The organism is Mesorhizobium sp. M7A.F.Ce.TU.012.03.2.1, assembly GCF_004006095.1.
Taxonomy (GTDB): Bacteria; Pseudomonadota; Alphaproteobacteria; order Rhizobiales; family Rhizobiaceae; genus Mesorhizobium.
In genome coordinates, this window is the sequence record NZ_CP034779.1 from 4,317,713 (window position 1) to 4,339,848 (window position 22,136).

The 22,136-nt window shown below is 63.9% G+C and carries 23 protein-coding genes; 9 read left to right on the forward strand and 14 right to left on the reverse strand.

Annotated features, from left to right (window positions below):
- Positions 1 to 108: 108 nt before the first annotated feature.
- Positions 109 to 2,424 (forward strand): glucose/quinate/shikimate family membrane-bound PQQ-dependent dehydrogenase, encoded by a 2,316-nt coding sequence (locus tag EJ079_RS21055; RefSeq protein WP_127810016.1) that lies wholly within the window; start codon positions 109 to 111, stop codon positions 2,422 to 2,424.
- 138 nt (positions 2,425 to 2,562) lie between these two features.
- On the opposite strand, the gene EJ079_RS21060 is transcribed toward EJ079_RS21055, so the two are convergent.
- Positions 2,563 to 2,997, reverse strand: a complete 435-nt coding sequence (locus EJ079_RS21060; protein WP_127810017.1) for a hypothetical protein — start codon at positions 2,995 to 2,997, stop codon at positions 2,563 to 2,565.
- Positions 2,998 to 3,005: 8 nt separating this feature from the next.
- Complete coding sequence (locus tag EJ079_RS21065) at positions 3,006 to 3,161, reverse strand: hypothetical protein (RefSeq protein ID WP_164873690.1); 156 nt, start codon at positions 3,159 to 3,161, stop codon at positions 3,006 to 3,008.
- 269 nt (positions 3,162 to 3,430) lie between these two features.
- Between EJ079_RS21065 and EJ079_RS21070 the strand changes: the two genes are divergently transcribed.
- Positions 3,431 to 4,318: a dienelactone hydrolase family protein gene (locus EJ079_RS21070; protein WP_127810018.1), complete on the forward strand. Its 888-nt coding sequence runs from the start codon at positions 3,431 to 3,433 to the stop codon at positions 4,316 to 4,318.
- 9 nt (positions 4,319 to 4,327) lie between these two features.
- Here EJ079_RS21070 and EJ079_RS21075 read toward each other — a convergent pair whose 3' ends face one another.
- The gene (locus tag EJ079_RS21075; RefSeq protein WP_164873976.1) at positions 4,328 to 5,182 is read right to left on the reverse strand and encodes a DMT family transporter; all 855 of its coding nucleotides are present in this window, start codon (positions 5,180 to 5,182) and stop codon (positions 4,328 to 4,330) included.
- Between the two features lie 143 nt (positions 5,183 to 5,325).
- On the opposite strand from EJ079_RS21075, the gene EJ079_RS21080 reads away from it, so the two are divergent.
- Positions 5,326 to 5,805 (forward strand): Lrp/AsnC family transcriptional regulator, encoded by a 480-nt coding sequence (locus EJ079_RS21080; protein WP_127810019.1) that lies wholly within the window; start codon positions 5,326 to 5,328, stop codon positions 5,803 to 5,805.
- Between the two features lie 16 nt (positions 5,806 to 5,821).
- On the opposite strand, the gene EJ079_RS21085 is transcribed toward EJ079_RS21080, so the two are convergent.
- Both EJ079_RS21085 and EJ079_RS21090 read right to left on the reverse strand, forming a co-directional pair.
- Positions 5,822 to 6,019, reverse strand: a complete 198-nt coding sequence (locus EJ079_RS21085; RefSeq protein ID WP_013531006.1) for a hypothetical protein — start codon at positions 6,017 to 6,019, stop codon at positions 5,822 to 5,824.
- Positions 6,020 to 6,255: 236 nt separating this feature from the next.
- A complete protein-coding gene (locus tag EJ079_RS21090) occupies positions 6,256 to 6,735 on the reverse strand; it encodes a thioesterase family protein (RefSeq protein WP_127810020.1) in 480 nt (159 codons plus the stop codon).
- Between the two features lie 102 nt (positions 6,736 to 6,837).
- On the opposite strand from EJ079_RS21090, the gene EJ079_RS21095 reads away from it, so the two are divergent.
- From EJ079_RS21095 to EJ079_RS21105, 3 genes are all read left to right on the forward strand, one after another.
- Entirely contained in the window at positions 6,838 to 8,256 is a 1,419-nt protein-coding gene (locus EJ079_RS21095) for an FAD-linked oxidase C-terminal domain-containing protein (protein WP_127810021.1), read from the forward strand.
- A gap of 4 nt (positions 8,257 to 8,260) precedes the next feature.
- Positions 8,261 to 8,818 (forward strand): hypothetical protein, encoded by a 558-nt coding sequence (locus EJ079_RS21100; protein WP_127810022.1) that lies wholly within the window; start codon positions 8,261 to 8,263, stop codon positions 8,816 to 8,818.
- A gap of 102 nt (positions 8,819 to 8,920) precedes the next feature.
- Positions 8,921 to 9,442, forward strand: coding sequence for a hypothetical protein (locus tag EJ079_RS21105; protein WP_127810023.1), 522 nt, complete (start codon positions 8,921 to 8,923; stop codon positions 9,440 to 9,442).
- A 65-nt stretch (positions 9,443 to 9,507) separates the two neighbouring features.
- Here EJ079_RS21105 and EJ079_RS21110 read toward each other — a convergent pair whose 3' ends face one another.
- Positions 9,508 to 10,470 carry a Dyp-type peroxidase gene (locus tag EJ079_RS21110; protein ID WP_127810024.1) on the reverse strand — a complete coding sequence of 321 codons (963 nt, stop codon included), beginning with the start codon at positions 10,468 to 10,470 and terminating at the stop codon, positions 9,508 to 9,510.
- 131 nt (positions 10,471 to 10,601) lie between these two features.
- Here EJ079_RS21110 and EJ079_RS21115 point away from each other — a divergent pair, with 131 nt between their 5' ends.
- Entirely contained in the window at positions 10,602 to 14,570 is a 3,969-nt protein-coding gene (locus EJ079_RS21115; RefSeq protein ID WP_127810025.1) for an AsmA family protein, read from the forward strand.
- Between the two features lie 33 nt (positions 14,571 to 14,603).
- On the opposite strand, the gene EJ079_RS21120 is transcribed toward EJ079_RS21115, so the two are convergent.
- The 3 genes from EJ079_RS21120 to EJ079_RS21130 all read right to left on the reverse strand — a co-directional run bounded on the left by EJ079_RS21120 (position 14,604) and on the right by EJ079_RS21130 (position 16,359).
- Entirely contained in the window at positions 14,604 to 15,485 is an 882-nt protein-coding gene (locus EJ079_RS21120) for a sigma-70 family RNA polymerase sigma factor (protein ID WP_127396242.1), read from the reverse strand.
- 16 nt (positions 15,486 to 15,501) lie between these two features.
- Positions 15,502 to 15,807: a hypothetical protein gene (locus EJ079_RS21125; RefSeq protein WP_127810026.1), complete on the reverse strand. Its 306-nt coding sequence runs from the start codon at positions 15,805 to 15,807 to the stop codon at positions 15,502 to 15,504.
- A gap of 120 nt (positions 15,808 to 15,927) precedes the next feature.
- Complete coding sequence (locus tag EJ079_RS21130) at positions 15,928 to 16,359, reverse strand: helix-turn-helix domain-containing protein (protein ID WP_127396241.1); 432 nt, start codon at positions 16,357 to 16,359, stop codon at positions 15,928 to 15,930.
- A 157-nt stretch (positions 16,360 to 16,516) separates the two neighbouring features.
- On the opposite strand from EJ079_RS21130, the gene EJ079_RS21135 reads away from it, so the two are divergent.
- Positions 16,517 to 18,319, forward strand: coding sequence for a chloride channel protein (locus EJ079_RS21135; RefSeq protein ID WP_127810027.1), 1,803 nt, complete (start codon positions 16,517 to 16,519; stop codon positions 18,317 to 18,319).
- Here the strand turns inward: EJ079_RS21135 and EJ079_RS21140 are convergent.
- The 4 genes from EJ079_RS21140 to EJ079_RS21155 form a co-directional block, all read right to left on the reverse strand.
- Entirely contained in the window at positions 18,316 to 18,540 is a 225-nt protein-coding gene (locus tag EJ079_RS21140; RefSeq protein WP_127328907.1) for a ribbon-helix-helix domain-containing protein, read from the reverse strand. The two genes, EJ079_RS21135 and EJ079_RS21140, sit on opposite strands and share 4 nt — an antisense overlap.
- Positions 18,537 to 18,734: a DUF4169 family protein gene (locus EJ079_RS21145; protein WP_127396239.1), complete on the reverse strand. Its 198-nt coding sequence runs from the start codon at positions 18,732 to 18,734 to the stop codon at positions 18,537 to 18,539. The genes EJ079_RS21140 and EJ079_RS21145 overlap by 4 nt, the downstream gene beginning before the upstream one ends.
- Positions 18,735 to 18,743: 9 nt before the next feature.
- Positions 18,744 to 19,280: an SspB family protein gene (locus tag EJ079_RS21150; RefSeq protein WP_027160604.1), complete on the reverse strand. Its 537-nt coding sequence runs from the start codon at positions 19,278 to 19,280 to the stop codon at positions 18,744 to 18,746.
- A 118-nt stretch (positions 19,281 to 19,398) separates the two neighbouring features.
- On the reverse strand, positions 19,399 to 20,088 hold the full coding sequence (locus EJ079_RS21155; protein ID WP_127396238.1) for a TetR/AcrR family transcriptional regulator: 690 nt from the start codon (positions 20,086 to 20,088) through the stop codon (positions 19,399 to 19,401).
- Between the two features lie 187 nt (positions 20,089 to 20,275).
- Here EJ079_RS21155 and EJ079_RS21160 point away from each other — a divergent pair, with 187 nt between their 5' ends.
- The gene (locus tag EJ079_RS21160) at positions 20,276 to 21,481 is read left to right on the forward strand and encodes a multidrug effflux MFS transporter (RefSeq protein WP_127810028.1); all 1,206 of its coding nucleotides are present in this window, start codon (positions 20,276 to 20,278) and stop codon (positions 21,479 to 21,481) included.
- 45 nt (positions 21,482 to 21,526) lie between these two features.
- On the opposite strand, the gene EJ079_RS21165 is transcribed toward EJ079_RS21160, so the two are convergent.
- Positions 21,527 to 22,081, reverse strand: coding sequence for an AAA family ATPase (locus EJ079_RS21165; RefSeq protein WP_127810029.1), 555 nt, complete (start codon positions 22,079 to 22,081; stop codon positions 21,527 to 21,529).
- Positions 22,082 to 22,136 lie beyond the last annotated feature (55 nt).

Below are 22,136 nucleotides of genomic sequence, written 5' to 3' on the forward strand. Positions count from 1 at the left end.
CATGCTTGACAGGCGGGACCGTCGGGAGAAAGTTGTGCTTCGGGCAGCGACGCAATGCCGGGTTGCCATGGCAGCGCCGCAAAGCGCAACAGTCGAAGGAGTATCATCTTGGCTGTCACCATCACCTCCCTCATTCTTTTCCTCATCGGCCTGGCACTCGGCGGCGGCGGTATCCGCCTGGCGATGCTGGGCGGCAGCTGGTACTATGTCGTTGCTGGCCTTGCCTTCCTGATCGCCGCCTGGCTGCTTTACCGGCGCAGGTCGACTGCTTTGTGGCTCTACGCGGTGATCGTGCTCGGCACGTTGGCCTGGGCGGTCTGGGAAACCGGCTTCGACTGGTGGGAACTCGGGCCTCGCGGCGGCATCATCGTGCTTCTCGCTTTGTGGCTGCTGATGCCGTGGGCGAGGCGGGGTCTTGTCGGTCCTGACGCACGCGCGCCGCTGATCCTTGCCGTGCTGGCATCATTAGCCGTCGCCGGTTATTCGATGACTTCGGATCCGAAGGATATTGCCGGCGAACTCGGCACCGACAAGGTGGTCGCCAACGCCAATCTCGGCAATGATGTGCCGGCCGGCGAATGGCACTATTACGGCCGCACGCAGTTCGGCCAGCGCTATTCGCCGCTCGACCAGATCACACCGGACAATGTCGCCAAGCTGCAGCCCGCCTGGACCTACCAGACCGGCGACGTGAAGGGTCCCGACGATGTCGGCGAGACCACCTATCAGGTGACGCCGCTGAAGATCGGCGACACGCTCTACATCTGCACGCCGCATAATTTCGCCATCGCAATCGATGCCGCGAGCGGCAAGGAGAAATGGCGCTTCGATCCCAAGGTCAAGCTCGACAAGGACCGCCAGCACCAGACCTGCCGCGGCGTGGCCTATTACGCCGATGCCGCCGGCGCCGCCGGGCAGCCCTGTGCGACCCGCGTCTACCTGCCGACCTCGGACGCGCGGCTGATCGCGCTCGATGCCGCCAACGGGCAGATCTGCCCGGCTTTTGCCGAGGGCGGCACGCTGAACCTTCTGACCAACATGCCCTATCCGAAGTCGGGCTATTATTACTCGACCTCGGCACCGCTGATCTCAGGCGGCAAGATCATTGTCGGCGGCGCGGTCAACGACAATTATTCGACGCAGGAGCCGTCCGGCGTCATCCGCGCCTACGACGCCGCCACCGGCGCGCTGGTGTGGAACTGGGATTCCGGCAATCCGGACCAGACGACGCCGCTGCCGGCCGGCCAGACCTATACCGCCAACTCGCCCAACATGTGGTCGACGCCGAGCGCCGACGAGAAGCTCGGCCTGCTCTACGTGCCGCTCGGCAACCAGACGCCGGACCAGCTCGGCGCCGGGCGCAGTGCCAATGTCGAGAAGTTCTCGTCGTCGATCACCGCGCTCGACCTCAACACCGGGCAGGTGCGCTGGGTGCGGCAGACCGTGCACCACGATCTCTGGGACATGGACGTGCCGGCGCAGCCGAGCCTGATCGACATCACCAAACCCGACGGCACGGTGGTGCCGGCGCTGGTCGGGCCGACCAAGCAGGGCGACCTCTATGTGCTCGACCGCCGCACCGGCGAGCCGGTCATTGCGGTCAACGAAGTGCCGGCGCCCGGCGGCGCGATCGAAGGTGACCACACATCGCCAACGCAGCCGGTCTCCGACCTTACCTTCATGCCGAAGCCGCTCACCGGCGCCGACATGTGGGGCCTAACCATGTTCGACCAGTTGGCCTGCCGGATCGAATTCCAGGGCCTGCGCTATGAGGGGCGCTATACGCCGCCTTCCGTCCAGGGCTCGCTGATCTATCCCGGCAATTTCGGCACCTTCAACTGGGGCGGCATTGCCGTCGACCCGGTCCGGCAGGTGCTGTTCGGCATGCCGACCTATCTGGCGTTCAAGTCGGAGCTCATTCCGCGCGATCAGGTGCCGCCGCCGGACGAAGGGCGCGGCAGCGAGCAGGGGCTGAACCGCAACGAGGGTGCGCCCTATGCGGTGGTGATGGGGCCGTTCCTGTCGCCGCTCGGCATTCCTTGCCAGGCGCCGCCCTGGGGCTATGTCGCCGGCGCCGATCTCAGGACCGGCAAGATCGCCTACAAGCACCGCAACGGCACCGTCTACGACATGACGCCGCTGCCGCTGCCGCTGAAGGTCGGCGTGCCCGGCATCGGCGGGCCGATGATCACCGCCGGTGGCGTCGCCTTCCTCGGGGCCGCGGTCGACGACTATCTGCGCGCCTACGACCTGACGTCGGGCAAGCAGCTGTGGCAGGCGCGGCTGCCGGCCGGCGGGCAATCGACGCCGATGACCTATACGGTCGCCGACGGCCGCCAGTTCGTGGTCATCGTCGCCGGTGGCCACGGTTCGGTCGGCACCAAGCCTGGGGACTATGTGATGGCCTACGCGCTGCCGAAGTAGGGGCGCAGGGGGGCGCGATCTCTCAGAGGTCGCGCCGACCATCATCTGTGCCGGTATCTTTCCCCCGCATAGTGACGGGGAAACGTGCCCGACTGGGCGATGAGGGGCGGCAAACCTTCCGATCGGCCCGATTGTCGATCAGCCAATCCCCAGATGGCCCTTCAGGCTGGGCACCGAGCCGAGCACCTTGTTGGTCAGGTCGGGGCCGGCGGCGGCTTCGGCCTGCTGGATCAGCGTCGCGCCGGCCTTCTGGATCTGCGCCATGTCGAGCCCGGATGCCTTGAGTGCGGCGACGCCGTTGATCAGCGCGCCGGCCTTCTCGCCGAGAACGCCGCCAAGCGCGCCCTGCAGCGACGACAGAAAACCGCCACCGCCGGCCGGAGCGGCGGCCATGACGTCATATTGATGGGCGAGGTCGTCGGCGCCGGGGATCCTGGCGAAGAACGCCGAGGCGCTTGTGCCCTCCGCCTCGTGTTCGAGCACCGAGAAAATGGTGCCGACGACTTTCTGCGTCGTCACCTGGTCGAGGCCCGCCTTCTGCGAGACGGTGTTGACGATATCCTGGACGTTCATGGCGTCACTCAGCCCTGGGTTTTCGTGTTGCGGTTCCGCTCAGTGCGGACCCTGATCAACGATCGTCTGCCTGCGTTCAGAACCATCGAGCACAGGGCCAAAGCGGCGGTCGCCGCAAGGACGAGCGCGCTGGCGAGGATCGGGGAAGGCATGGTCATGGTCATCGCTTCCTTCTGGGTCTGACGTGTGGGCACACGGCCAGATACTGGTCGATAGCCACCTTCCCTCACGATTGTGGCAGCGCCAGCAGGATTTATCGCCAATGACCAAAAAGTGATGACATGGCCGCGCATGGCGCCGGCTTTACTGCTCGGGCGCGGCCGGCGCCCTGCGCCCTGAGGCAATCGGCGGCCGCGATGAGTGCTCGACTGGATCATGCCGGCTTGGTCCCTATGTAGCTGGGAACTAAAGCCCGAAGCAGAGGACCCCATCCATGACGAAACCCGACGCCAAGCCCGCCATCACCCAGGCGATGATCGACGCCTATGACGAATATACGCATCTGACGCTCGATCGCCGCCGGTTCATGGAGCAGTTGACCCGGCTTGCCGGATCGGGTGCGGCGGCCGCCGCGATCGCGCCGCTTCTGGCGGCAAATTCGGCGCAAGCGGCTGTTGTCGCCGACAACGATCCGCGGGTGAAGGGCGAGGACATCAGCTATCCCGGCAGCAGCGGCGAGATGAAGGGCTACCTGGTCAAGCCGGCGGACAAGGCGGGCAAGCTTGGGACGGTGATCGTCGTGCATGAGAACAGGGGGCTCAACCCGCATATCCGCGATGTGACGCGACGCGTGGCGCTGGAGGGGTTCGTGGCGCTGGCGCCGGATTTCCTGTCGCCGCTCGGCGGAACGCCAACCGATGAAGACAAGGCGCGCGACATGTTCGCCAAGCTCGATCCGGCGCAGACCATCGCCAACGGTGTCGCGACCGTCGCTTTCCTCAAGAGCGACAAGGACGGCAACGGCAAGGTCGGCGCCATCGGCTTCTGCTGGGGTGGCGGCACGGTCAACATGCTGGCCATCAACGCGCCCGATCTCAGTGCCGGCGTTGCCTATTACGGCATGCAGCCGAAGGCCGCCGATGTATCCAAGATCAAGGCGGCCTTGCTGTTGCACTATGGCGGACTGGACGAGCGCATCAATGCCGGCATCGACGCCTTCAAGAAGGAACTCGACGCGGCGCATGTCGAATACACGGTCTATGTCTATGAAGGCGCCAACCATGCCTTCAACAACGACACGTCGGCAGCGCGCTACGACAAGAAGGCAGCGGACCTCGCCTGGGGCAGAACGATCGCCTTCCTCAAGCAGAAACTGGCATAGGGCGTTCGTCTAATCCGTGTTCGCCGGCTTGTGGAAGGCGACGCCGGCGACCACCAGCGCAATGCCGAGGCAATCGGTAAAACTTGGAATCTGGCGCAGCACGACGACGCCGATCAGCGTCGCGGTGACGGGCAGCAGCGACAGCATCAGCGCGAAGCTGGCGCGTGGCAGCCGCGACATGGCGAGCTGGTCGCAGATGTAGGGAATGACAGAGGAACAGATGCCGACGCCGATGGCGGCGAACAGCAGCGGCAGTGAGAAAAAGGCCGGCAGCGCATCGGTGAGGCCGATCGGCAGCACGACGATGAAGGCGATCGCCATGGCAGCACCCAGGCCGGCGATGCCGGCGCCTACGCCAGACGCGGCAACGCGGTGGCCGAGCACGATGTAGCCGACAAACAGCGCGCCGTTGAGGAAGGCCCAGCACAGCCCGATGGGATTGTCGGACCATCTGACGTCGATGAGCAGCAAGGTGCCAGCGACGGCGACGACAAGGGCGGCAAGATTGCGCGGGCTCCTGAGGCCGATCGCCGCGACGCCGATGGTGCCGACGAATTCGATCGCCGCCACCAGCGAGATCGGCAGGCGGTCGAGCGCCAGGTAGAACGAACAGTTCATCACCGCCAGACAGGTGCCGAAGGCCAGCAACAGCAGTCTTGTCGAGCGATCGGCGCGGGCGAAGCTTCGCCATGGACGGGTCAGCGGCGCGAAGATGAGTGCTGCCGTGGCGATGCGCAGCCACGCCATGCCGAGCACGCCGACATGCGGGAAAAGCAGCACGGCGAAGGCCGGCCCGAGATAGTGGAAGACGGCGCTGACGGCGAACCAGACATGCGGCGGCAATTTTGCCGTCGGCCTGGCCAGGGTGGGGTTGCCCGGGGCAGGATCTGCCGTAAGAGCTTGCGTTTGATCATCCACCGGATCAGTATCGCAGGCATATTTGCCGGTTTATATGAGTGATGATGGGCTCGTCTGGCGAGATTTCTCTCAGAAGCAAGGAATTTCCCATGAAGCGCCTTCGAACTGAAAGTGCCGACCTCGATGTCTCTGACATGAAGATCCTGCGTCTGCTGGAGAAGGACGCGCGCACCAGCACGGCGGAGCTGGCACGCTCAGTCGGTCTGTCGGCGCCGAGCGTGGCCGAGCGCATCAAGCGGCTGCAGGAAAGCGGCGTCATCGAGGCCTATTCGGTCAGGATCAACCCGGCGGCACTCGGCCTGCCGCTGTCGGCATGGCTGCGCATCCGGCCGGTGCCGGGGCAACTGGCCGTCGTGGCCGAGATCATCCGCGAACTGCCGGAGATCGTGCAATGCGACCGGGTGACCGGAGAGGATTGTTTCATCGCGCTGGCGCATGTCGGCTCGGTGGCCGAACTCGAGCGGGTGATCGACCGCATCATTCCTTATGCGATGACCAATACGGCGATCATCCAGTCGTCGCCGGTGGTGGCGCGCTCGGCGCTGGGAGCGTTGAGGCGCCAGGCTTGACCTACGGGAGAGGAACCTATGCGTGGCCGCGCTTCATGCGCGCCTGCTTCAGGATGGCGCGCCAGCGGATCATGTCGAACGGGATCGGCTCGTTGTTGTTGGCGATGTGGAAGATCTCGTTGTTGACGTTCTTGAGCGAGCGCCAGAAATCATAGTCGGTGATGCGCGGATCGGCGGCCAGCCTGTCCACTTCGACCTTGATGTCGGTTTTCATGCACTTTCCTCGAACCGGCGCCGCGCCGCCCGTGTCGCTACCTCGATGCGGATCGTTTTCGACCGACCCGCTGAGTCGCGCAACGGCTCAGATGGCTTGTTCCCGTTAAAACCTTGGTAAGGTTAACGAGGGCGCCGCGCCGCTTCAAGCATTGCTGCCGGCCGACGGCAGGGTTCTGCGATTTTAGATTGCGGGTGTGGCTTTGAAGCCGGGAACGAGAAGGTGTCGGCTTCGCCCTATTTGCGTTTGATGCTGATCGAACGGCCGGCCCGTTCCGGCATCGGCAGTGCCGAATGGGCGGCGCGCATGGCTTCGACCCTGGCCAGCACATCGGCGGGGAAGGGCGCCACCTTCGGCCCGGACATGTCGACATGCAGCGACAGCGATTCGGAAGTCGCGGCCAGCCAGCCGTCGACATGGCGGATTTCCTGGTAGGCCCGCAGCCGCTTGTCGTCGTGGTCGATGAGCTGGAAGGAGACCGTGACCTTGTGCTCGAGATGCAGCTCCTGCACGTAGCAGACATGGACTTCGGCCGTGTAGATGGTCAGGCGACGATCCTTGGCATAGTTCGGTCCCATGCCCATTGCCTCGAAGGCACCGTCCGAGCAGCGGTCGAACAGCACGTTGTAATAGGCCATGTTGAGATGGCCGTTGTAGTCGATCCAGTCCTTCTCGATGTCCATGGGTTTCGAGACGAAGGGAGTGGGGATGGGCATCGAAACTTCCTTGTTCTGGCGCTGGACAGAGCGTGGCGGGTAAGACTACGCATCCATAATCGCATAACAAGCGTGGACACTGGTCCATTCGCGGAGGAATTCATGGCTCTGAGCGACCTCAACCCGGTCGAACGCAACGAGGAAGGCATCGCTGCGGTGCTCGGCATTCTCAAGCAACAGCTTGGCGAGCGATTCCAGACCGGTCAGGCGATCCGCTCGCAGCACGCGCATACCACCACCTATATTCCGACGCAGGCGCCTGACGGCGTCGCGTTTCCGGAGACGACCGCCGAGGTGCAGGAGATCGTGCGCGCCTGCGCTGCGCACCGCGTGCCGGTGATCGCCTTCGGCGTCGGCTCCTCGCTGGAAGGCCATACCAACGCACCGGGCGGCGGCATATCGGTCGACACATCGCGCATGAACCGTATCCTGGCGGTCAATCCACAGGATCTCGACTGCACGGTCGAACCCGGCGTCACCCGCGAGGATTTGAACCGGCATCTGCGCGACACCGGACTGTTCTTTCCGATCGACCCCGGCGCCAATGCCTCGCTCGGCGGCATGGCCGCAACGCGGGCCTCCGGCACCAACGCGGTGCGCTACGGCACGATGCGCGAGAACGTGCTGTCGTTGACCGCCGTCATGGCCGACGGCGAGACGGTGACGACCGGCAAGCGGGCGAAAAAGAGCTCGGCCGGCTATGATCTGACGCGGCTGCTGGTCGGCTCGGAAGGCACGCTCGGCATCATCACCTCGCTGACCTTGAAGCTGCAAGGCATCCCGCAGGCGATCTCCGGCGGCGTCTGCCCGTTTCCGAGCGTCGAGGCGGCCTGCAACGCTGTCATCGCGACGATCCAGATGGGCATCCCGGTGGCGCGCATCGAACTGGTCAACGCGCTGCAGATGCGGGCGATGAAGAATTATTCCAAGCTCGACTATCCCGAGAGCCCGTGCCTGTTCGTCGAGTTTCATGGTAGCGATGCCGGTGTTGCCGAACAGGCCGAGACCTTTGGCATGATCGCGGAAGAGAATGGCGGCGGGCCGTTCCTGTGGACCAGCGTCGCCGAGGAGCGCACCAAACTGTGGAAGGCCAGGCATGACGCCTACTGGTCGTCGCTGACACTGCGGCCGGGCGCCAAGGGGCTGTCGACCGATGTCTGCGTGCCGATCTCGCGCTTTGCCGAATGTGTGCTGGAAACCGAGGCCGACATAGAAGAGATGGGTCTGATCGCGCCGATCGTCGGCCACGCCGGCGACGGCAATTTTCACGTGCTGGTGCTGATGGATGTCAACGATCCCAGGGAGATCGCGTTGTCGGAAAAGTTCGTCGCGCGGCTCAACATGCGGGCGATCGCCATGGACGGCACCTGCACCGGCGAGCACGGCATCGGCCAAGGCAAGATCGGCTTCCTGCGCCATGAGCTAGGCCACGGCGTCGACATCATGCGCACCATCAAGCAGGCGCTGGATCCGCTTGATATCATGAACCCTGGCAAGATCTTGCCGATGGCGTGGAAATAGAGGAGTGGCCTCAAGCGAGACACTGCTGCCGATCGACGTGCCGCCATCGTCCGCCGGCGCGCCTTTGCCTCATGTCTTCGCCGATGAGCGCAGGCTGCTCGTTGCTTACGTCGCCCACAGACCGGATCCAAAATTCGACGGCACGAATCCACGCTCGATCTCGTCTGTGACCGGCGATCAATCGATCGTAATCCTAACGGCAGAACCCTATCTGGCGTTGCAATTCGGCCCGTCGAACGACGAAGCCATCAGCGGGCACCGTCTCTATGGACTTGGGCTGCAGCCTTATTCCGCGTTCGAAGTTCTCAATTCTACCTGGATCTCCTCCTTCGAAAAGGCAAATCGGGTTCATACATCCCATACACCGGAGCTGTTTTCCGGTTATCAGCACTTTGTACTCACGTTCCACGATTCGACGCTGGAATTCATCACCGAGAACTTTTCGGCCAGCCTTCATCAGGGGGCGGTACTGCCGGCGCTGATGGAAAGTGTCGGTCATGCTGTTCCCACGCGCCGTGTCAAGCCAACGGGATTTTTCTCACGGCTTTTGGGGCGTGGTTGATCACCGGGATTTCCCTGTACCTTGATCGGACCGTCGTTTGGACGCAGACTTCGGCCTGGGACGAGCGGAAGAGGCAAGCTCCACCAACGGAGGAACGACTTCATGGCGATTTCACGCAAGGAAGCGGCGCGTGCGCTGAGCGCGGACGAACAGGAACTGGTGGAGAAATCGCACCACCCGGCGGTGCAGGAGCTTTCCGACGCCGATCTTGCCGGCCTGGTCAAGCTGTTGCGGGAGCGGCGCGACAAGGCGCAGACCCAAGCACACCGCCGCCGGCGTGAGATACGCGGCAAGGGAGCGCCGAAAGGCGCCGCGCCCTCAAAGTCCGATGGCGGTTCGCAGACAAAGCTTGCGGTGCTGGCCATGACCATGCGGCGGCTGAATGGCGAGGCCGAGCGGCGCCGGCAGCTGGCGGCCAGCGTTTCGCTGATCGAAAACGCGCGCAAGGCATTTGTCATGAAGCAAGGGGCGACGCCGGAAGGCCCTGCTTTCAATTCGCGCACCGCGCGCAAGGGGATGCGGTCGGTGGCAAACCAGAGGGCGCAAGACCTCGTCCGACCGATGGAGCTTGGCCGGCAGCGCAAGGCGGCCAAGGTGGCGCAAGCAAAGCGCGACGCACGCTGAGGGTTCTGACAATCGCCGGGTGAAATCGTTGGGACGCCGGCCTGCCGTGCGGTCGCAGGCGTCTTCTATGCGCCCTCAACAAGGGTTTGCAGCATGGGGCGGGTTGGCGCGAAGAACGTCGTGCCGGTGTGCGGCGTCGAGAAATCGAGCAGCCGGTCGTAAGCGCCCGGCGGCTCACCGATGTACATTCGCTGCAGCATCCTCTCGATCACCCAGAGATACCTGCTGTAGCCGATAAAGTAGGTGCCGAACTCCTTTTGCCCCGGCCTGCCGAACGGCATGTTGTCGCGCAATATGTCGTACTCATTGCCATCGGCATCCTCGATGGTGGCCAGCGACTTGTGTGATTTGCGAGGTGCGTCGTCATCATCGATTTCGATGTTGTCGATCTTGGTGCGGCCGATGATTTCTTCCTGGAGAGGCGTTGGCGTCCGCCCCCATGCCTGGAGATCGTGCAGGTACTTCTGGACGACGACATAGCTGCCGCCGGCGAAGTCGGCGTCCTCATCACCGACGAGTGCCGAGGCGGGCAAATCGAGGCCTGTCGGGTTGGCGGTGCCGTCGACGAAGCCGAGCAGGTCACGGGCATCGAAATAGCGAAAACCGGAGACCTCGTCGACGACGCTCACGGCATCACCGAGATTGTCGAGCAGAATGCGCTCGAACTCGAAGCACATATCGGGCCGCTCGGAGCGGATGTGGAAGAGAAGATCGCCGGCGGTCGAAGGCGCCGAATGAACGGCACCCTTGATCGGCGCAAACGGTTTCAGTTCCAGCGGCCGCCGATCTGGAGAAAGACGATCCCAGAGATCGCGGCCGATGCCGGAAATGCACGAAAGCCGCCCGGAAAGATCGCGAAATCCAACGGTTTTGACGAGATCGTCGATCCCGCCAAGCACGGAGGCAACCTTGGCGAGCGCGGTCTGGCCGCTGGCGACGGTGACGACAAGAAAGACCGCCGAAAGCGACAGCGGGGCGTCGACACTTTGCGCATCGATCGGCACGCGATCCCAGTTCTTTCCAGACATCCGAATTCTCCGCTTCGCCGGGATTTGTTTCAGATCATCCGGGATCGCGCAACACTGGATGAATTGCCTCTTTATCGACACGCGGATGCGGGTAGAGTGCGGCAGAATTTCAATCAACCCGTTCGGAGCTGATGCTCGCACGCCTGTTCGTGATCTTTGGTGGCCTTTTTGTGCTGGTGCTGTGTGCGGCGCTGGTGGTGCCGTATTTTGTCGACTGGACAGGCTATCGCGCCCAATTCGAGCGCGAGGCGAGCGCCATTCTCGGCCGCAAGGTGACCGTGCAGGGCGACGCCACGGCAAGGCTGTTGCCGTTCCCCTCGGTGACCTTCTCCAACGTCGCCGTCGCCGGCGGCCCCAATGGCCAGCCGGCCATGACCGTCGAGACGTTTTCGATGGATGCGGAACTGGCGCCCTTCCTGCGCGGCGAAGTGCTGATCTTCGATATGCGGCTGGTGCGGCCGAAAGCGACCATCGATATCGCCAATGACGGCACTGTCGACTGGGCGATGCGGCCGTCCTCTCCCTTCGACCTCAATCAGATCTCGATCGAGAAGCTGACGGTGACGGAAGGGCAGATCGAACTGCGCCATGCCGCCGGCGGGCGCAGCCACCTGTTTTCCGAGATCAATTCGACCATCTCGGCCAAGTCTCTGGCCGGGCCATGGCGCATGGACGGCACGCTGCGGCTCGACGGTCTTCGCACCACGGTCACTGCCTCCACCGGCAAGGCCGAAGGCAACGGGCAGATGCGGCTTCGGCTGAAGGCCGATCCCGACGCCTATCCGCTGGTCATCGAAGCCGACGGCAATGCTGGCATCGTCAACGGTGCCGCCGTCTATTCCGGCCAGTTCAAGATCTCCGGCGCCGACAAGAACAGCGCCGAACTCCGCGGCACCGACGGCGAGACGGTGAAGGTCTCGGCCGGTAAGCCCGATCCGGGCTTTCGGCTGAACGGCAAGTTTTCGCTCGACCACGAGAAGCTCGGTGTCGACGAGTTCCGCTTCGAGACCGGGCCGCTCGACAACCCCTACATCGCCGATGGCAAGGCTTCTGTCGATCTCGGGCTGAAACCGAGTTTCGCCATCGAGGCCAATGGCGCGCAGGTGCAGTTCGACGAGGCGGTGGGCGCCGAGGCCGGCGCCGGCCTGACGCTGGACCAGCGCATTGCGGCGTTTGAGCAGGCGCTGCTCGACATGCCGAAGCCGACCATTCCCGGCACCGTCGAGGTCAAGCTGCCGGCGGTGGTGGTCGGCGACACCACGGTGCGCGACGTGCATCTTTCCGCCGAGCCGGTCGATGGCGGCTGGTCGGTGAAATCGCTTGCCGCGACCTTGCCCGGCCGCACCAAGCTGGAAGCCGATGGCATGCTCGTGCTCAATTTGGAGGGTCATTTCGGCTTCAACGGTTCGCTGCTGCTGGCCGTGGCGCAACCCTCCGGCTTTGCCGCCTGGCTGTCGAAGGATGTCGACGAGGCGATCCGCCGTCTCCCTGCCGCCGGCTTCAAGGCCAAGGTCGACCTCTCGCAGAAGCGCCAGGCCTTCAGCGATCTCGAATTGATCCTGGGCAAGGCGAAGTTTTCCGGCCGCATCGATTCCAGCCAGCCCGACGATGCCAAGCCCTCAGTGCTGATGCGTCTCGAAGGGGGCGACCTCGATGTCGACGGGCTGGCGGCCTTCGCCTCGATCTTCGTCAGCGACAAGGGCGCCAATCGCTTTGCCGACCGCGACCTCGATTTCCAGATCAAGGCAGGGCCGGTCAACGCTGGCGGGTTGACCGCGGATACCGTCGACACGGCGCTCAGGCTGCGCGACGGACTGCTCGAAATCGACCGGCTGTCGGTGGGCGGGCTGGCCGGCGCCTCGATCAGCGCCACCGGCAGGATCAAGGATTTCCCGGCGAGCCCGACCGGCAAGCTCGATGCATCGGTGGTTGCCGTCGATCTGAAGCCGCTGATCGACGTCGCCGCCCGGCATTATCCCGACAGCGCCGTGCTCAAGGGACTGGCGAGCCGTGCCGCAGCCTATCCCGAGCTGTTCCAGGATGCGCGTGTCGACCTCGTGGCGAGTGCGGCCGACAATGGCGACGGCACCACGGGCCTGGCGGTGAGCGGACAAGGCAAGGCCGGCGGCTCGGCCTTTTCCGCATCGCTGTCGGGAAAGGGGGCGGTGGACAAGCTTCTCGAAGCGCCGGTGGCGCTTACCTTCAATGCCAAAAACCCTGATGCCACCACGCTGCTGGCCCTCTACGGCCTGCCGGCACTGCCGCTCGGCATGCTGGGCGAGGCAAGCACCGACATTCAGGCCAAGGGAACGCTTGGTGGCGGCCTGACGACGAATTTCAGCCTTGCCGGCAACGACTTCAAGGCGGGTTTCGAGGGGACGATCGCCGATACGCCGCAAGGCTTCGCCGCCAAGGGCAAGCTCAGCCTCGATGCCGCCGACATCGAGCCATGGCTGATGACGACAGGTATCGGCCTGCCGGGCATGGGGGCGGGCATGTCGACGTCGTTTTCGGCACAGGGCGACTATGGCAACGGCCTGCTGGTGCTGGACGAACTCAACGGCGCCATCAACGAAGCGGCGGTGTCCGGCGACGTCAATATCGATGTAAAGGAGGGGGTCGACGGCAAGGCCGGCGTGCCGCATCTGGCCGGGGCGCTGATGCTCGACGAACTCGACCTCGATCCGATGGCGGTGGCGCTGTTCGGCGATTCCGCCTTTCTTGCCGACAAGGAAGAAACCAATAAGGGTGGCGTGTGGCCGGCGACACCGTTCAGCCAGAAATCCAACCTGCCGTTCACCGCCGACCTAGACCTGACGACGGCAGCGCTCGCCGCCGGTCGGTTCGCCACCGCCTATGATGCCGCCTTTTCGCTCAGGCTCGACCAGGAAGGCATCCGCGTTTCGGATTTGAAGGCGAAATTGCTGGGCGGGGCGCTCACCGGCCTGTTCGAACTGAAGAACAATGACGGCACCGGCCTGTTCTCTGGCCAGATGAAACTGGCGGGCGCCGATCTGGCGACCGTGCTGCCGGATGCCGGCATCAGCGGCATCGGCGATTTCTCGACGGCGCTGTCAAGCAGCGGCAAATCGGTCGAAGGGATGGTGGCCGCCTTGTCGGGCTCCGGCACGGCGGCGTTGAAGGGCGTGAAAGTTGCTGGTGTCAATCCAGATGCGTTCAGCGCGTTCCTCGCCAAGGCGGATGCGATCGGGCGCGACATCGACGCGGCCAAGACCGCCGGCTTTGCGCCTGACATCGCCGCTAATGGCAGCTTCGCCGCTGGCGATACCGACGTCGCCTTCACGGTCGCCGGCGGCACGCTGCGGGCGCCGCCTGTCAGCCTGGAAAATCCAGCGGCGACCTTGTCCGCCGACGTCACGGCGGATCTCAACGCGGCCACGGTGTCGGCCAAGGGTGCGATCACCTATCGGCCTGGCGACGAGGCACTGGTCGGCTCCGAGCCTGTCGTGAATTTCACCGCCGAGGGGCCGTTCGGCGCTGTCAAACGAGCATTCGACAGTGAGCCGCTGGCGCAGTTCCTGACCCAGCGCGCGCTGGAGAAAGAGCAGCAGCGCGTCGAGGCGATGCAGGCCGCGTTGCTGGAAAAGCAGCGGCTTCGGCGCGAGGTGCGCTACTACGCGGCGTTGAAGACCGAACGGGATAAGGCCGCCGAGGAATTGCGCAAGCAGGAGGAAGCAGCACGGCTGAAAGCCGAGGCTGACGCCAAGGCCAAGGCCGAAGCGGATGCCCAGGCGAAAGCCGATGCCGATGCCAAGGCTCAGGCCGACGCGGAGGCGAAAGCAAAGGCGGACGCCGATGCCAAAGCCAAGGCGGACGCCGACGCCAAGGCCGCTGCCGAACAGCAAGCCGCCGACGAGGCGGCCAAGGCGCAGGTCGACAAGCAGGAGCGGCAGAAGGCGGAAGAGGCTGTGCGCATCGCGGCGCAGGAAAAGGCAAGGCTCGAGGCCGAACGCAAGGCCGCGCAGCAGGCTCCGAAGGTGGAGCGGGCGCCGCTGCCGGAAGCCAACGACAATCCGCCGCCGGCCAAGCCGAAGTCCAATCCGTTCACGATCGACAATCTGCTGAAGTCGCTGCAGTAGGCCAAACGCCTTCCTGATCGGCGATCCGCAGATTCAGAGGACGAGCAGTTGCGCGCTCTCTGCCGCATAGCGGGCATGGCGGAAATCCCGGATGGTCAAGAGTTTGCCATCCTGCCACGCCAGCAGGATGAAATAGGCAGGGGGCGCCTTCGGATCATTGGGATCGCGAACGAGGATTGCCGGCCTGTCTTCGACGAAGCCGGGCACGAAACGCCAGTCCTGCACCCGGGAATAGTTGCCGAAATAGGTACCCACTTCCTTGCGGCCGTTCAGCCGTGTCCGGGCAACCAGTTCCAGTCGTACTTCTTCGGCCAGCATGTCGCGCACCGCATCGAAATCGCGTGCGTTGAAGCGGTCGATATAAGCGTTGAGCAGCAGGCGCTCCGCGGCACTCAGTTTCGGAACAGGACGGTCGTCCGGTTCGTCAGCAAGATGGCGGAGCCGGCCGCGACCGCGATGCAGCGCCGCCTTGATGGCAGGGATGCTGGTGTCGAGCATGTCGCTGATCTCCTGCAGCGAATAGCCTAGAACGTCCATCATGATCACGCTGCTTCGCTGCGCGACGGGAAGGCGCATGAAGGTGTGCAGGCTGGCCGCCGCGGCCTGACGATCGGCGGTGGGATTGGCTGGGTCGACGATCATGTCCGGGTCCTCATCGGAAAAAGCCCTTTCGCGGGCTCGCCGGCGCAGAAAATCGAGCGCCGCATTGTGGGCTATGCGGAACAGCCAGCCCTCCGGATTGGCGATCGGGCCGGCATCCGGCAGCGCCTCGAACCCCTTGGCCAGGGCTTCCTGCAGCACGTCCTCGCCGTCGATGGCCGAGCCGGTCATGCGGGCGCAATAGCGATGCAGTTTTGGACGCATTTCGCCGAACAGGCGGGCAAAAGGTTCGCGGATCTCGCCGGGGATAGTCATGCGCCTCTGTTCGCCGTTATTGGTCCAGCATCCGGTAGTGGCCCACCACGGTCATTTCCTCGCGCTGCGGACGCTCGATCAAGCGATCCCTGATGCCGCTCTGAAAGGCCTCGAATGCCGCCAGCCCGGTGATAATGTCGGCATGGGCCTCGGTTTTCGTCTCTACCATATGGATAAAGGTCCCGTCGTCGGACCGCCATGTCATGTAGCGAACGCCGTCCGGCGATTTTTCCCGCAGCTCCTGGAACACGGCCTTGACCAACCGTTCATTCTCATCGGTCCGTTCCGGTTTCGTCTTGTAGCGTATCAGGTGTCGTTTCATCGCAGTTGTCCTCTTGGTTGCCCTGGTCTTTGAGAGTGTTCATCCTCAAGACGTTGTCGGGGGGCGAAAGGATTCGGGCGCCGAAAAATAATTCGTGTCGCCCGCAAGACGCCGGAGCGCTCACTCGCGATCGAGCAGACGCCGCAGCATCGGTTCGATACGCGACAGTTCGTCGAGATGCGCCGCCGACAGCTCGGCCAGACAATCGTCGGCGCGCTCGGTCAGCTGCAGCAGCACACGGCGGTGGTCATCCTTGTCCTGATCCCTTGTGACCAGCCCAGCTTCGCCGAGGCGGTTGACCAGTTCGACGGCGCTGTGGTGGCGGATGCGCAGGCGCTCCGCGAGATCGCCAACCGTCACCGGGCCGCCGCCGGGGAATCCCTTGATCGCCAGCAGCGCCTGATGCTGGCGCGGGGTCAGGCCGGCGTCTTCCGCCTGGACCTGGCTGAATTCGAGGAACCGGCGGATCAGGTAGCGAAACTCCGACAGCCGCTGGTAATCGGCCTGGCTGATGGCGGGGCGTGGTTTTTGTGGCTGCGACATATCAGACATGTGTTCGTTTTCCGGCGAAAGCTCAAACGGATTTCGGGCGAAACCGGCTTGAATATTTATATCGTGTTACGATACATAGCAACCGATAAACCCGGCTGGCCGCTTCGACCGTGCCGCATCTCAGACACACGGCCCGCCGCCAGGAAGCAATTTTGCCATGAAGACCCCTCATTCGAATCCGGAGCACCTGCGCGATTTCACCACGGATGCCAGGGTGCTGCTCGTCGCCGCTATTGCCGTGGTGGTGGCGACAGCCGGGTTGTTTGCCGGCATCGCGCTTTTGAAGCTGATCCGGCTGGCCACCAACATCGCCTATTTCGGCCAGTTCTCGCTTGCCGACCTGAAGCTTGAGGACACACCGCTTGGGCTTGCCGCCGTCATCGTCCCGGTGATTGGTGCGCTGATCATCGGCCTGATGGCGCGCTTCGGCAGCGAGAAGATCCGCGGCCATGGCATTCCCGAGGCCATCGAGGCGATCCTGCTCGGGCGCTCAAAACTCGACGCCAAGGTGGCGATCCTGAAGCCGCTGTCGTCGGCGATCTCGATCGGCTCCGGTGGACCGTTCGGCGCCGAAGGGCCGATCATCATGACAGGCGGCGCGATCGGCTCGCTGATCGCGCAGATGCTGCCGGTCAGCGACAACGAGCGCAAGACGCTGTTGGTGGCTGGTGCGGCAGCAGGCATGACCACGGTGTTCGGAACCCCGATCGCCGCCATCATGCTGGCCGTCGAACTGCTGCTATTCGAATGGACCCCGCGCAGCTTCATTCCGGTGGCGGTCGCGGCTGTTATCGCCGAGGTCGAGCGCACCATGCTGCATCTGCCCGGGCCGATCTTCCCGTTTCAGGGCGGCATGGCGGTTTCGTTCACCGGGCTTGGCGGCTGGGTTCTGGTTGGCATCTGCGCCGGCCTGCTATCGGGGCTTTTGACGCAGATGGTCTATGCCTGCGAGGACGGTTTTCAGAAGCTGCCGATCCACTGGATGTGGTGGCCTATGATCGGCGGTCTGGTGGTCGGCATAGGCGGGCTGATCGAACCGCAGGCGCTCGGCGTCGGCTATGACAACATCACCGACATGCTGGATGGCCGCACCGTCGCGACGGCGGCCCTCCTGCTGCTGGTGGTGAAGGCGATCATCTGGTCGGTAGCGCTCGGCTCGGGAACGTCGGGAGGTGTGCTGGCGCCGCTGTTGATCATGGGCGGGGCTATGGGCGCTGTGCTCGCCGGCGTTCTGCCTGCCGCGGATCCCGGTTTCTGGGCGCTGCTGGCGATGGCCGCCACGATGGGCGGCACGATGCGTGCGCCGCTGACCGCCACGTTTTTCGCCGTCGAACTGACCGGCAACACACATATGCTGGTGCCGCTGATTGCTGCCTGCGCTGCGGCGCACGCCGTCACCGTGCTTCTGATGAAGCGGTCGATCCTGACCGAAAAGATCGCCAGAAGGGGACATCATCTGGTTCGCGAATACCGCGTCGACCCTTTCGCCCTGACCAGGGTGCGCGAGGTGATGACCTCACAGGTTGAAAGCGTGCCGGCGACGATGACGCTGCATGGCGCTGCGGCATTCCTGACAGCGCCGGAAACACGGCATCCGAGTTTCCCGGTGGTCGATGAGCACGGCCATGTGCTGGGCCTCATCGATCCGCCGGCTATATTGCGCTGGAGACGCGCCGGCACGCACCGCACCACCACGCTTGGCGAACTGCTGGCCGGCAGCAAGGTGACGCTGGCCTATCCGGACGAATATCTCGAAGGCCTCTCCGACAAGCTGCTGACGGCCAACGTCTCTCATCTGCCCGTCGTCACTCGCGAAGGCTCCTTGCTGGTCGGCTATGTCGGCTGGAAGGATTTGATGCGCGTGCGGTCCAGGAAACAGGCCGAGGAGCGCGAGCGTTCGACCTTGCTTGGCTTCGGCACCAGACGCAGGAAGAAGGAAGCGGCGGTCGAAGGCCTCTAGAAATCCGTTCCGCGCTTCGCCCACTCCAGGACATGGAGCCTCAACGCAGAGGACAGGTTGGTGTCGCGGGGCCTTGTCTCGTCGACTTCGGCAACAAGCGCGGCAAGCGTCAGCTTTCTGGTCGCCGCGATCGCGACGAGGTCGTCATAGAAGGGTTTTTCGAGCGAGTAGCTGGTGCGGTGACCGCGAATGGTCACAGAACGCTTTTCGACCGGGCTCATTGACGGTCGGGGTCGCCGGGCTTTTCACGACGATGCCCGGCAACGAATTTTTCGCTCTTGTCGGCGGCGATGCGGTCGCGTTCTTTTTCGGCCTTGGAGCGGCCGTGCAGCGCGCGATTCTGTTCGGCGGCGCGCAGCTTTTCGTCCCGCGCCTTCTGCTTGCGGGCCTGGCGGAGATTGACGATCTCGGCCATGCCGTCGGCCTATTTCTTGCGGAAGGCGTCGAGCGAAACCACTTCGGCGCCCTTGGTGGCGGCGTCCGCGGCAGCGGGCTTCTTCTCCGCCTCGGCGGCGGCCTTCTTCTCGGCCTTCGGCTTTTTCTCGGAGACGATGGTCAACGGCTCCGGAGTTGGCGCAGCCGGTTCCTCGGCTGCCGCGCCATCCGTCTTGACGTCGAATTCGAGCTCGAAATTGACCGAGGGATCATAGAAGCCGCGCACGGCCGAGAACGGGATTTCGAGTTTTTCCGGCACATCGGAAAAGGACAGGCCGACCTCGAAGCCGGTGTCGGTCACCTTCAGGTCCCAATACTGGAACTGGATGACGATGGTCATCTGCTCGGGATAGCGCTCGCGCAGCCGCGAAGACACGCGTACGCCCGGCGCGCCGGTCAGGAAGGTGATGAAGAAGTGGTGGTTGCCGGGGAGGCCGGTGCGCGCGACCTCGGCCAGGACCTTGCGCATGACGCCGCGCAACGCCTCCTGGGCCAGAATGTCGTAGCGGATGTGGTCGTCGGCCATGTGGCGGTCGGGTTCCGTTGAATCGTCCGCATAGCTGTAATCAAGCTTGAGGGCGGCGTAAACCGCATATAGATCACCCGCGCGCGGAAGCGAAGACTATTGCCAGCGATTTGATCGCTCAGGCGCTGGCGAGCGCGCTTTGCTTTTCGGACGATGCCGCGGACCGGCGCTTGCCGAAGGCGCGCAGGAAGGTGCGCACGCCATTGGTCGCGGATTGCAGCACCTCGTCCTCGCGCGGCGAGCCGCCAAGCATGAAGGTGGTCTGCAGTTCGGCATTGACGAGACCGAGGAACTGACGTGCCGCCACGTCGGGATCCTCGATCGTGAGATAGCCGCCATAGGCGAGGCGGGCGAAGCGGGCCGCGATTGCCGGCCATGTCCTGCCCGGACCCTGTTCGCGCCATTCGGCAAACAGTTCGGGATAGCGCTCGCCTTCGGTCTGGATCAGCTTGCGCAGGAATTTTCCGTCGCGGTTGCAGATGCAGTTCTGGTTCAGGCGCACGGCAAAGCCGATCAGGTCGGCTTCGAGATCCCCCGGCTGGTCGGGGAAGGTGGCAATGGTGGCGAAGATGCCGGCATTGCAGCGTTCGGTGAGGTCGCGGACCACAGCGACGAACAGTCTCTCCTTGTCGCCATGATGGTTGTAGATCGTCTGACGCGAAACGCCGGCTTCGGCCGCGATCAGATCGATGTTGGCGCCGGCGAAACCTTCGCGGCAAAACACGGTGGCGGCGGAGTCGACGATCGAGAGGCGCTTGGCCTCATGGCCGCGTGGCGGGAAAATGTCAGGAGAAACGTGCAGCTTCATAAAAAACTATATAGGGGTGATTGACGATTTAGACAAGAGTGTCTAAATTTGTGGACACAGGATAAAGAGATTTCGCGCGAGAGAGACGAATGGAATTCGCTCTTGAGGTGTCGGAATCTCACGGGATGGAACGTCCTAGGTTAGACGTCGCCTGCGGCGGCAACCAGATTTGAAAGAAGCCTTTATCATGAGTCCCAAATTCCTCCGCATCGCGGTCGTGCTCGGCTTGTTGTCCGCCATCGGCCCGTTCGCCATCGACATGTATCTGCCCGCGCTGCCGTCGATCGGCGCGGATCTGCATGCCAGCACCGCTGCCGTGCAGATGAGCCTGTTGATCTTCTTCCTGTCGATGGGTTTCGGCCAGATCGTCGTCGGGCCGATCTCCGACATGGTCGGCCGCAAGCTGCCGCTTTATGGCGGCCTTGCGCTGTTCATGGTTGGCGGCATCGGTTCGGCAATGGCGCCGACCATCGAATGGCTGATCGCTTTCCGTTTCCTGCAAGGGCTTGGCGCCAGCGCCGGCATGGCCGTTCCGCGCGCCATCGTGCGTGACCTGCACACCGGCAATGAGGCCGCCAAGCTGATGTCCTTGCTGATGCTGGTGTTCTCGGTGTCGCCTATCCTGGCGCCGCTGACCGGCAGCGTGATCATCGAGAGTTTCGGCTGGCGCGCCGTGTTCTGGACGGTGACGGGTGCGGCTCTGCTGGCCACCATCCTTCTGGCGACATCGCTCAAGGAGACGCGGCCGGTGGAAGACCGCGCCGGTTCCTCCTTCGGCACCGCGCTGTCGGCCTACCGCTTCCTGATGGGCGACCGCAATTTCCTTGGCCTGACGGCGATCGCCGGCTTCGGCATTGCCAGCTTCTTCGTCTATCTGTCGAGTTCGTCGTTCATCCTGATCGACCATTACGGGCTGTCGCCTTCGGTCTACAGCGTGTTCTTCTCGATCAACGCGGTCGCCTTCATCGGCATGTCGCAGATGACGGGGCTGCTGGCCGAGCGCTTCGGCCTGAGGCGCGTGGTGCGTGCCGCGGTGACCGGCTATGCGACGACGATGGTGGTGCTGTTGGCGGTGATGGCGACGGGGATCGATCGGCTCGACGTGATGGCGGCGCTGCTGTTCGTCGGCTACGGCTTCCTTGGCCTGATCATTCCGACCACCTCGGTGCTGGCCATGGAAGAGCATGGCGAGATCGCCGGCACGGCGTCGGCGCTGATGGGCACGCTGCATTTCGCCATCGGCGCACTCGCCATGGGTGTTGCCGGCGTGTTCTTCGACGGCACGCCGCTGCCGATGGTGGCCGGCATCACGCTCTGTGCGGTGATTTCCTTCACGCTGGCCAAGGTCACGCTCGGCCGCTCGCGCGAGGCCGTCGAGGCGCCGGCGGAATAAGCAACCAAAACAAATGAAAAAGGCCGGGGTTCATCCCGGCCTTTTTCACGCCAATCCTGTCTCGGCCAGCACGAAGCGCAGCCGCGCCTCGACGGGTGCCAGCGGCAACGGAATCATCTCATAGCCCAGTTCCGTGTAGATGCCGACCAGCGCATGGTGGGTACGCTCGGCCTCGTCGAGCGTCTGCTTGCGCTCTTCGTCCTGCGCGAAGATCTCCGGCCAAAGCGGGGCGACGAAGATGCGGGGGTTGTAGCGGAAACGCTTGGCGGCGGCGTTGATGTGTTCGGGTAGCGGCAGGCCGCTCAGCCTGAGGTAGCCAAGCGTGTCCGGAACGCCCCGATCGAAGAAAACAGGACGCCCGGTCTGTTCTTGCGCGATTTGATACGAGCGCATCTCCCATGACAGCATCAACTCCGCAAACAGCGCGCGATCGCGCCAGGGCAAAGCGGGTCCGCCTATATCGGACTGGTGGCGGATGATGCCGCGGCCGGCTTCGATCGAGGTGGCAAAGCCTGCCCGGCGCAGGGCTTCGATCAGGGTGGTCTTGCCGGAGCCGGGACCGCCGGTCAGCACGAAGAATCGATCGGAATCGTTTTGCATGTTTGTCCGTGGAGAGGTGGCACGCGGCAGGGCGGCTTCGCGGCCGAGGGCGTGC